Origin of the sequence: Paenilisteria rustica (genome assembly GCF_013820765.1) — a bacterium.
Taxonomy (GTDB): domain Bacteria; phylum Bacillota; class Bacilli; order Lactobacillales; family Listeriaceae; genus Listeria_A; species Listeria_A rustica.
Genome location: NZ_JABJVM010000014.1, coordinates 75,767 through 83,584, shown reverse-complemented (window position 1 = coordinate 83,584; position 7,818 = coordinate 75,767). Strand labels below are relative to the sequence as shown.

The following is a 7,818-nucleotide window of genomic DNA, read 5'->3' as shown; positions in this document are numbered from 1 at the left end:
TCGGCCATTTTAAGGTGTTGAAACAAGTGAGTACGATAATCTTTAATACGATTTGTACGGGTTTGACAATGAGGGCACGTATGTTTCTTTCTTTTTAATTGAATATGAATATGGCAGGTATCCTTCTCTATGGAATGCTCGATGAGCTGGACGTTTTTATTTTCTAAACCGATGAGTTGTATGATAAAATGGTCTGGCATGGTAATATCGCTCCTTTGGATTGGGTTTGGTCACTTTTATCTTAAAGGATTTTGATATTACTGTGTATTTTTTTGTCTTGAAATAAGAACAAAAAAATGTTGAGGCAGATTAATTTCTACCCCAACATTTATTATAGAACCATTACTTATTATCTTCCTTTTTGGGAGGGAGAATCTGATTGAAATAAAACTGTTTTGGCGTTTTCTCATACTTAGGTTTGGCTTTGTCATTCATAAATTGATCTATTTGTTTATCAATCGCAACCCAACCCCGCCAAGATAAATGAATCGTGTCCTCCAAGAAATAAGGGGTATCACTGTAACTCGACATATCGTAGTAATGGAAGCCTTGCTCTGTTACTTGCTTCCCAGACTTATCATAGTACTTCTGCAATTTCTCACGAGAAGCGCCAATATAATCATACCAAGGTCCGTTCACAGGAGGATTGATGAAAAGCACATCTGCGCCGACCTCTTTAAAAGCATCCATGACAAGTTGTAAATCACTATATTCAGGCGAATCATCATAACTTAAATTCGTGCGACTATCCTTCAACTGATTAATGGTAGGCTCTAATTTCTTCTTGTAGTAAGAATCTTTGATAAAAAATGGATTTGAACCGACTTTGGATTCACCCGTTTTTGTCGCCAATTCATCTAATTTTGTATAATCCAACGTATCAGGAAGCAGCTTCAAGTTCTTCTGTACTTTTTCTTCACGAGAACCTTGAATAAACTTCGAATCTAAATCATCTTTTCGTTGCAAAATCTTCATTTGCGTTGCAGCCGCCGTTTTCGTAAATGTATCCACCTCGGTTTTTGGTCCAGGAGATGCGATACTTTCAAGCAATGCCGCTAAAGTTGTATCATTTTTAACAACTTTGTAACTTAGCAATCTACGTGCTGCGTACCTTCTTTCAGCAGTAGGCCGCTCATCTGACATCGCAAATTTATACGCTTGAAGTGGCGAGAAATTACCACCGAAGTGACCATCATCGACGCCAGCTGGTTGGAACCATTGTGGTGATAATACAAATACGACTTTCTTTCCTTTTAGTTCACTGCCCATCGCTTTAATATCTAAGTAATGCGATAGGGACTGCGTACCAGGACGACCAATAAGAAATGGCGTATAGCCACGATTGTATTTCTCAGTAAAGACATTTGGATGGAATTGATCCACACGTGATAACTCCGAGGAGCCGAAAATAGGTACATACGTTTTATCTGTCGCAAGCATTTTTTGTTGAATGGCAACACCTTGCACAACAGCTGAATTCATAGAAGTAGCGCTTTTTTTGACGGTATTAGTTGAAACACCGCCAAAAATTGAGCTTGGGCCGAACAGGATGAATAAGAACACAGCCCCTGCAATAAGCAAAGGCCCAAATGTCATCCAAAGTTTCTTTTTCATTTTAATTCCTCAAGTTTAGCAATGATTTGATCTGGTGTTGCCCACTCGTCACGGTCAAATTCTGAAACAGGAACAGTGATGCCCAAGCGTGATTCTACTTCTATTAATAATTGAACAGTTGCCATCGAATCCAATAATCCTTCATCAAACAGATTCACCGATGTGTTTTCCACAACTTCCTCTGATTCTGTAATCTCTTCTAAAATTTCTAATACGTCTTCGCGAAATGCCATAATATTTTACCACCTTATCATTTTATTTAAAAACTAATTTTGTCAAAAATACCTGAGAAAATCAGGAAGCCAAAGCAGACGAATTGGAATGTAATCACAATACCAATCACGTTGGTGACTTTATTTTTAGGATAGAATTTCTTTTTCTTATTCCAACGTTCGAAGAGGTCGAATCCGACAATTAATACCGCCTGATAAAGCCCGTAAACGATGTAATACCAATGAAGTCCGTGCCACATACCCATGATTAAAAAATTCACGAAATAGGCGATGTAAGCCACGGTAAACTTGCTTTTGAAAAACTTCTTCTTTGTCATCCAGAAAACCAGACGCATAAAGACGAAATCGCGGAACCAGAAAGATAGCGTCATGTGCCAGCGATTCCAGAACTCTTTAATGTTGCGACTTGCGAATGGTTTGTTAAAGTTCATCGGCGTCTGCACACCCATCAAGTAACTAACCCCAACCGCAAAAGCACTGTAGCCCGCGAAATCAAAGAATAAATACATACTGTAGGCATACATATAACCAACTAAGCTCCAGCCAAATTGAACGTGATGATGGAGGTTATACTCAAGACCAGTTATCGCATTCGTTTGAATCACATAGGCGATAATGAATTTGTATAGAAAACCTAAGAAAATAAGGAAAATACCACGATTAAGTAAATTTGCATATTTATCAGGATCTATAGGTGAGTCGGCTTCTTTTTTAAAGCGACGGAAACGATCGATAGGGCCGGATGACAGCGTCGGGAAGAATAGTAGGAAGTTAATGAAATCCCACGAATTCAACTCTTTAATCAAACCATCACGCGTCTCCATGATCATTTGCGCGGCTTTAAAAGTTAAGTACGATATCCCGAGAAAACCAATCATAGTTGCGTTCGCTGCGAGTAACGGCTGTGCTTTTACAATGAAGAGTGGCAAGATGGAGAGAATGAGAGCAACTACGAAAATGCCACCATGATTGCTCTTTTGCCGATAATTAAAGTAAAGCCTTACGAGCGCTAATTGCCAAAATACGAATACAATCAAGGCAATAGCTTGAATTGTGTTGCTAGCAAACATCATATAAATGAAGACCAATGTCACAAAAGCATTGTAAACAGGCATTCTCTTACCGAGTAAGCCAGCAATCACAATTGGTGCTAAAAAGGCGAACAATACTGCAAAATAGAGTATTGATCCGTATGGCGTTGTCATGTGTTCACCTCACTGGAAAGCTGCTTGCGGTCAATTTTGCCATTCATCGTTAGTGGGAGTTCCTCTTTATACACCCATTTACGTGGAATCATGTAGCTAGGCATCGATTCTGCGAGTTCTTTTTTGATAGCTGCGCTTAGTTTGTACTCCTTCTCAAAATCATGCTCAGAAGGAACCACGAAGGCAACTAAACTATCCACTTTTCCCTCGCGCATTTTTGGAACGACAATACAAGAGCGAATATAGCTTACTTCTTTTAAATTATTTTCAATATCTTCAAGTTCGATGCGATATCCGTGAAGTTTAATCTGGAAATCAAGCCGCCCTTGGAAAAAGAGCATACCATCAATAATCGTGCCACAATCACCAGTTTTGTAAGCTTGGAATGGCTCGTCCGTATAAAAAACAGCAGCAGTTTTTTCCGGTTCATTAAGGTAACCCTTCGAAACACTTGGACCAATCAGGACGATTTCCCCTTTTTCACCATTTGGAACAGGCAAACCATCTTCATCTAAGATAGCAAGTCTCGTGTCAGGTTTAATACGCCCAAGAGGCAGGCTAGGATACGTGTTGACGTTGCTTTCATCGATGACTACATTTGTTACAGCAACGGTTGCCTCAGTTGGCCCATACGTGTTGTAAACAGTAGCTTCTGGGAAACGATTAAGGAGCATTTGCGCTGTCTCCTTAGTCAAAACTTCCCCACAAAATAGGAAGTGTGTAATAGATGGGTTGTTTTCTCCATTAAAGTTCTTGTCCATCAAGCAGATATCAACAAAAGAAGGCGTAGAAACCCAAACATTTACTTCTAAACTTGGGATGGCTTCATATAAACTCTTCAAGTTGGTGCTAACTGTCTTATCTAGCGGCACAAGCGTCCCACCAGCAAGTAAACACGGATAAAGATCCATGACAGATAAGTCAAACGAGTAGGGTGCTTGATTTAGAAAACGAGCACCTTCTTGAATCTGAAAATCTTGGAGTATCCAATTCGTAAAGCTAACGAGGTTATTGTGACTGATCTGCACGCCTTTTGGAACCCCCGTGCTACCCGATGTGAAGATGATGTAATAATTATCTTCTGCTTTCACAAAGTTTGAATAGTCGGGTGCTCGCCCTTCATTACGCGCGATAATTTCTTGCAATTGTTCTGAATCAAGGATACTTATTTCTGCAACTTTTGCCTCGGCGGGTAAATCAGCTGTACAAAGAATGACGCTTGGTTGCGCGACTTCTGTTATCTGCTTGATACGATCAGTAGGCATGGACGAATCGATTGGAACATACGCGCGTCCCGCTTTAGAACAAGCAAGGAAGGTAACAATTTGTGAAGCATCCATATGTCCATAAACTAAGATAGGTGCAAAATCATCCTCTAGCTCTTGCAATAAAAAGACTGCTAATGCGTCTGATTGCTCCTTCAGTTCACGGTATGTCAGTGACTCGTTATTGTAATCATAACAAGATTTATTAGGTGTCTTAAGTGCCCATTCATCAATACGTTCATTAATCGAAGTGGTGAAAAAAGATACACTCATTCGTAATCGCCTCTTTTCTTTTTAAAATTCATTATAAATAAATGTAGTATCGTTCGGATTTTTGAAGCCATAGAACCAAAGCAAGCCAAGTAAAACAACCAGATAAAATAATGTTTTCCAGATAAAAATAGCCGTTGGATGGAACATCGCCGCTTTCCATTTCTTCATGTCGCAAATCACCTCTTATGTTTCTTTAATATTACAATTGTTAAAATAGAGTGTCATGTATTTATATAATGTAACGCATTTATCTCGAAATGTCCAATTACATTTTTGTAAGGTTGTGCAAGCGATGCTACAGGAGAGTCAAAAATAGCTTTTTCGGAACAAAATATAGATGAAAAAACTCTTTTAAAAGTATAGAAAAACACACTTGGATATTAATTAAGTAAAATAATAGCGATACAAAGCCGATTCTACTAGGTTTGGAGCTGTAATTATGAACTTTTTGTGAATTTTTTAAAAAAGTTTTCTTTTTCCAATTAAAGGTCTTTTATAGTTGTTAATTGGTATTTAAATACTGTAATATGTCGACTTGTAATATTATTATTTAGAGGAATATAGGATACAGCTATGCGAATCATTGGAAATTCTATATAATGAAGGGAGTATGAAATTTTTGAGGGGGATGGGAGTAGTGAATAGCAAGCAAATTGCGGGAGAAAAAGCATGTGAGTATATTCAAGATGGTATGGTTGTAGGGTTAGGAACAGGATCAACAGCATATTACATGATTCAAAAATTAGGTGATCGAGTGGCGGAAGGTTTAAATGTGACAGGTGTCGTTACTTCCAAGGCAACTGAAAAGCTAGCGTTGGAGCGAAATATTCCTTTAATGGACTTGAACGACGTCACGGAAATTGATTTGACCATTGATGGAGCGGACGAAGTAGATGCAGCGTTTCGAGGCGTAAAAGGCGGTGGCGGGGCTCTTTTATTTGAAAAACTGGTAGCTCATGCATCGAAAAAAAGTATTTGGGTTGTTGGCGAAGATAAAGTAGTCGCGACACTAGGAGCATTTCCATTGCCCGTCGAGGTGGTTCCATTTGGATATAAACAAGTCGAACGTCAGTTGGAAGCGAAAGGCTATAACCCGATATTACGCCATCATGAAGATGGCAGCATTTATTTAACAGATAGCCAGAACTACATTCTAGATTTACAAATGAAAGAAATAACGCAACCAGAAGCTCTGAATGATTGGCTAAATAATTTACCAGGCGTTGTAGAGAATGGCTTATTCTTAAACTACGCCTCATCCATTGTAATAGGCTTTTCAAATGGGCGCGTAGAAGTCCGCGATAAATAAACTAGGTTTAGCTCATAACCTAGGTAAATCGGCGAAAAGCGCTCGCATTGTTGGGGCTGTGCGAAATGAAATGAGCTACAGCCCCAATATGCATGAGAGCAAAGCGAACATGTAATCCTTCCCGGCTGTGCGAAATGAAATGAGTTACAACCCCAATATACCTATGAATAACACGAATAGACGTTGATACAAGGTTTCTAGAACTGAATACAGGACGCCTTACCAAAAATAATGGACAAGATAATTATTTACCATAACAGGAATCTTGCTTCAGATTCGAATGAAAACAAAGTCGGCACGTCTGTTACAGACATGCCGACTTTATTTCGGGATACTATGTTTCGTACTAGTTAATAGATTGGTAAGATTAGTAATAATAATAAATTAAACGTTAAATGCGAAATGATTAAGAGCGATAAACTTGGACGCTTGACGTAAATAAATCCCCAGTATACAGAGGCTAATGCTGCTGCTAAAGCAATAATGAAATTGCCACTGAACAACATCAATGCCCCGTTTAAAGTGGCCATTATCAAAACAGCAACCCACGGAATTAGGTCATGCTCTAATCGTTTTAGTACAAAACCACGCCAGAAAATTTCTTCTCCTGGAACAATGGCGATAACAAGTAAAAGCCAAATGAGTAGTGATTCCGGTTCATATTTTCCATATCCTTTAGCAACAAGTGCGTCGAAATTGCCTGGAATAAATTTCAGTAGTAGCGCACCGATATAAAATAAGATATAAAGGATAATACCACTAAAAATACCTGGAATTATATTTTTTAGGATTGAAAATTGTTTTTTTAATTCGTCATTTAATACGACCCAACTAATAAGAAACAGCATGGATGCTCCGTATAAGTACCAAAATACAGAAGCATATTCAAATGTGACATACATTAAACCAGCTGCTAATAAGATGCCTAAATAAAGGCGGTAATCAATCTTGCTGCTTTTCAATTTTTACACCTCTTTACTCCATTACCATCTATGAATACTTTAATAGAAAAGAAGATATTTAGCAACAAGGAACTCTTTTAAATGTATGTTTTTTTGTAATTGATTGTAGTTTTGCTGAAATCATTTATAATTAGGGGATAGGAGTTGATTGCTTTCATGATAGAAAAAAGATTTCGATTTTGCGTTTGGCTCTATATGGCGCTCTTTTTCGTTGCAGTAATATTGATTGTTCTCAATGTACTGCCACTTCGCTTAACTGAGATCCACGCTTTGTTCTTTATTGTTTCAGGTATTTTTGCGGTTATATTTTTAATTTTACAATATGGTAAGGGACTTGGTTCGGCAATTACGATATTAGTTTTTGCGGTTAGTACGAGTATTGAATGGATGCAAACGAGTCTCACTAATGCTGGACAGGCGAACGATGTCACAACGGATTTTGGTCTTGTCATCAATGGAATACCTGTTGCATTTGGGTTTATTTGGTTAGTTCTGATTGTTGGAACGCATGTTATTTCCCGGGAAATAACGTTGAAAATTAGAATAGATTGGATTCGTGGAGGGATTTATGCGGTTATCGGGGCGACGATGGTGATGGTGTTCGAGATGCTGATAGAACCGGTGGCTATGCAAGTGAAGCAAACCGCGCTAGATAGTTCAACACTGACTATTATTCAAATGACAGATGCCGCGAATTGGTGGATGTTAGGACTTATCCTCCATTTGATGATTTACTTCATGCTTAGTTTAACGGATCAATGGGGAAAACTACATTTCCCAACGCTAAAATCAGAACTGGTCCTTGTTTATTGGATTGTTCTGTCATTCTTCCTCGTGCTAGGTTACTTTATGGGATTGTGGAGTATTTTACTAGTGACACTGATAGGGAATATCATATTTACTGCTTGTTATTATTTTAGTCTAGAAAGCGATAAACAGAAAAAAACTGTTGCGTGA

General features: G+C 38.4%; 9 protein-coding genes. 2 read left to right on the top strand and 7 right to left on the bottom strand.

Annotated features, from left to right (window positions below):
- The 6 genes from HPK16_RS16715 to HPK16_RS12585 form a co-directional block, all read right to left on the bottom strand.
- A partial coding sequence (locus HPK16_RS16715) for a transposase family protein (RefSeq protein ID WP_343064817.1) occupies positions 1-200 on the bottom strand: 200 nt, incomplete at its 3' end.
- Between the two features lie 142 nt (positions 201-342).
- Positions 343-1,614, bottom strand: a complete 1,272-nt coding sequence (dltD, locus tag HPK16_RS12605; RefSeq protein WP_181677295.1) for a D-alanyl-lipoteichoic acid biosynthesis protein DltD — start codon at positions 1,612-1,614, stop codon at positions 343-345.
- Positions 1,611-1,847, bottom strand: a complete 237-nt coding sequence (gene dltC / locus HPK16_RS12600; RefSeq protein ID WP_181677294.1) for a D-alanine--poly(phosphoribitol) ligase subunit DltC — start codon at positions 1,845-1,847, stop codon at positions 1,611-1,613. The genes dltD and dltC overlap by 4 nt, the downstream gene beginning before the upstream one ends.
- A gap of 26 nt (positions 1,848-1,873) precedes the next feature.
- Entirely contained in the window at positions 1,874-3,052 is a 1,179-nt protein-coding gene (gene dltB, locus HPK16_RS12595) for a D-alanyl-lipoteichoic acid biosynthesis protein DltB (RefSeq protein WP_181677293.1), read from the bottom strand.
- Complete coding sequence (gene dltA / locus HPK16_RS12590; protein WP_181677292.1) at positions 3,049-4,590, bottom strand: D-alanine--poly(phosphoribitol) ligase subunit DltA; 1,542 nt, start codon at positions 4,588-4,590, stop codon at positions 3,049-3,051. Before dltA ends, dltB begins: the two co-directional genes overlap by 4 nt.
- Before the next feature lie 21 nt (positions 4,591-4,611).
- Complete coding sequence (locus HPK16_RS12585; protein WP_181677291.1) at positions 4,612-4,758, bottom strand: teichoic acid D-Ala incorporation-associated protein DltX; 147 nt, start codon at positions 4,756-4,758, stop codon at positions 4,612-4,614.
- Between the two features lie 460 nt (positions 4,759-5,218).
- Here HPK16_RS12585 and rpiA point away from each other — a divergent pair, with 460 nt between their 5' ends.
- Positions 5,219-5,899 (top strand): ribose-5-phosphate isomerase RpiA, encoded by a 681-nt coding sequence (gene rpiA, locus HPK16_RS12580; RefSeq protein ID WP_220132335.1) that lies wholly within the window; start codon positions 5,219-5,221, stop codon positions 5,897-5,899.
- Positions 5,900-6,249: 350 nt separating this feature from the next.
- Here rpiA and HPK16_RS12575 read toward each other — a convergent pair whose 3' ends face one another.
- Positions 6,250-6,861, bottom strand: coding sequence for a type II CAAX endopeptidase family protein (locus HPK16_RS12575; RefSeq protein ID WP_181677289.1), 612 nt, complete (start codon positions 6,859-6,861; stop codon positions 6,250-6,252).
- 156 nt (positions 6,862-7,017) lie between these two features.
- Between HPK16_RS12575 and HPK16_RS12570 the strand changes: the two genes are divergently transcribed.
- Positions 7,018-7,818, top strand: a complete 801-nt coding sequence (locus HPK16_RS12570; RefSeq protein WP_181677288.1) for a DUF422 domain-containing protein — start codon at positions 7,018-7,020, stop codon at positions 7,816-7,818.

What these genes read in the sequence shown, in the direction of transcription:
- HPK16_RS12570 (WP_181677288.1), top strand. Translation starts at nt 7,018, where the DNA reads ATGATAGAAAAAAGATTTCGATTTTGCGTTTGGCTCTATATGGCGCTC.
- rpiA (WP_220132335.1), top strand. Translation starts at nt 5,219, where the DNA reads ATGGGAGTAGTGAATAGCAAGCAAATTGCGGGAGAAAAAGCATGTGAG.
- HPK16_RS12585 (WP_181677291.1), bottom strand. Translation starts at nt 4,758, where the DNA reads ATGAAGAAATGGAAAGCGGCGATGTTCCATCCAACGGCTATTTTTATC.
- dltB (WP_181677293.1), bottom strand. Translation starts at nt 3,052, where the DNA reads ATGACAACGCCATACGGATCAATACTCTATTTTGCAGTATTGTTCGCC.
- dltA (WP_181677292.1), bottom strand. Translation starts at nt 4,590, where the DNA reads ATGAGTGTATCTTTTTTCACCACTTCGATTAATGAACGTATTGATGAA.
- dltD (WP_181677295.1), bottom strand. Translation starts at nt 1,614, where the DNA reads ATGAAAAAGAAACTTTGGATGACATTTGGGCCTTTGCTTATTGCAGGG.
- dltC (WP_181677294.1), bottom strand. Translation starts at nt 1,847, where the DNA reads ATGGCATTTCGCGAAGACGTATTAGAAATTTTAGAAGAGATTACAGAA.